Origin of the sequence: Terrabacter sp. RAF57 (assembly GCF_052113925.1) — a bacterium.
Taxonomy (GTDB): domain Bacteria; phylum Actinomycetota; class Actinomycetes; order Actinomycetales; family Dermatophilaceae; genus Terrabacter.
In genome coordinates, this window is record NZ_JBFRDT010000051.1 from 1 (window position 1) to 2,173 (window position 2,173).

The 2,173-nt window shown below is 68.5% G+C and carries 2 protein-coding genes; both read right to left on the reverse strand.

Annotation, left to right across the window (positions count from 1 at the left end):
• Positions 1–65: 65 nt before the first annotated feature.
• Positions 66–875, reverse strand: a complete 810-nt coding sequence (gene istB / locus AB4Y83_RS22640; protein ID WP_442298275.1) for an IS21-like element helper ATPase IstB — start codon at positions 873–875, stop codon at positions 66–68.
• The gene (gene istA, locus AB4Y83_RS22645; protein WP_442298276.1) at positions 875–2,104 is read right to left on the reverse strand and encodes an IS21 family transposase; all 1,230 of its coding nucleotides are present in this window, start codon (positions 2,102–2,104) and stop codon (positions 875–877) included. Before istA ends, istB begins: the two co-directional genes overlap by 1 nt.
• Positions 2,105–2,173: the final 69 nt, after the last annotated feature.

Genomic DNA, 2,173 nt, shown 5'->3' on the forward strand with positions numbered 1-2,173 from the left:
TGTCGACAACGCTCGAAAATGAGGCCGATCCGACGTTCTAAATCGAGGCCACCGGTTCGTGGTTTCTAGTCTGCCGTGTCCTGGGTTCTGATGCTGGGCAGCGTGTCGATGCCGCGGTTGCGGAGCCGGTAGCTGGCGCCTTTGAGGGTCAGGACGTCGGCGTGGTGCACGACGCGGTCGATCATCGCRGCGGCGACGGCCTGGTCACCGAAGACACCTCCCCAGCCGCTGAACGGCAGGTTGGASGTGAGGATCAGCGAGGCGTGTTCGTAGCGGGATGAGACGAGCTGGAAGAACAGGTTCGCGGCGTCTTGCTCGAAGGGCAGGTAGCCGACCTCGTCGACGATGATCAGTCCGTAGCGCCGYAGCCGSGYSAGCTCTTGCGGGAGCCGGCCGGCGCGGTGGGCCTCGGTCAGGCGGGTGACCCACTCGGTCGCGGTCGCGAACAGGACCCGATGTCCGTGGTGCGCGGCGGCGATGCCCAGGCCGGTGGCCAGGTGGGTCTTGCCGGTGCCGGGCGGGCCGAGCAGCACGACGTTGCGGGCCTCGGTGAGGAAGCCGCCGGAGGCGAGTGCGGCGATCTGCTGACGGACCGCGGGTTGGGCGTCCCAGTCGAACTCTTCGATCGTCTTCCTTGCGGCAAACCCGGCGGCCCGGATGCGTAGCTGTGCGCCGGATGCGTTGCGGGCTGCGACTTCACGGTCCAGCACTGCGGCGAGGTATTCCTCGTGGGTCCATCCCGCGTCGCGGGCGTGGTCGGCCAGCCGCGCGGCGGCCTCGATGATCCGGGGCGCCTTCAACGCCGACGCCAAGTAGGTCARCTGCTTGAGCGGCTCGCTGCCGTTGCTCTTCGCCTTGTTGGTCCTGGTGGTCATCAGGCCACCTCACCATCGGYGAGCCCGCCGTCGAGGAGCCCGAACGCGCGGTCGTAGTCGGCCAGGTCSCGCGCCAAGCCCTCCTGGGGATCCGGCGCTGGTCGGGGTCGCTGGAACTGCTCGCGCAGCACCTTGGCCGCGGCGACGTGGACGGGATCGGTGATGGTCATGCCGCGTGCCCAGACTCGGTCGTGAGCGGCGACGAGGCSTCCTTCGTGGCGCACCTCGACCCTGGCCAGGTCCGCGGTCACGTCGACGAACCGGCCGATCACCGCCGGGTCGACCGAGTAGTCCGAGGAGTCGACGCGRACGTAGTAGTCACGACCCAAACGGACCCGGTTAACCCAACCCACGGTCGGCGCCACGGGCGGCAGGGGAAGCATCGCCGCCCTGTCGACATCGAGCAGCTCGACCGGACGAGCCTTGGTGGTGCGCACGRTCCGGGCGTTCGCGATGGTGAGCCAGTCGGCGAACTGGGTGTTGAAGTCGGCCGGTGACTCGAAGGTCCGGCCCGGCATGAAGGAGGTCTCGAAGAACCCGTTGCGACGCTCCACCACGCCCTTGGACTCGGGGTCGTAGGGCTTCAACCGCTGCAGCGTGGTAGCCAGTGTGCCGGTGAACGCCCCCACGCCTTCGGCGTGCCTCTTGCCGCGGCCGATGCCGGACTCGTTGTCCCAGATCAGCCTGCGTGGGACTCGGCCSAGCTGCTGGAGCAGCACCCACATGCCGAGCAGCAGATCCTCGGTGTGCCGRGTCGGGATCATCCGGCCGAYCATGAACCGTGAGTGGGCCGCGGTGATCACCATGACCGGCAGCAGGACCTTCGASCCGTCCTCGAGCGGGATCTTCTTGGGCGGGAACCAYAGGTCGCACTGCGCCGCGTCCCCGGGCAGCCACGTCAACCGGTCCGCGGGGTCGACCGGCCGATACTGCGGACGYAGTCGTCGGACGTTGTCRCGGAACCACGTGATCGACCCGSCCCARCMGACCCGCTCGGCGATCACCGTGGCCGGCATGTCCGGCGTCGCCGCGAGCAGTTGCCGCACCAGCGACTCGAACGGCGTGAACGWCGTYGGCACSGCCGGCCGCTCGTACTTCGGYGGYCGRTCCGAGGCCAACGCCCGCKCSACCGTCGACCGTCCGACCCCGAGATCCTTCGCTACCTGGCGCTGCGGAACACCGTCCGCGACCAGCCGCCGGATCAGAGCCCAATCCTCCACTGAGATCACCCAACCAATCTGTCTGGGTGGCCTCGTTTTCGACCGTCGCTATGGCCTCGTTTTCAAGCGTCGTCGACA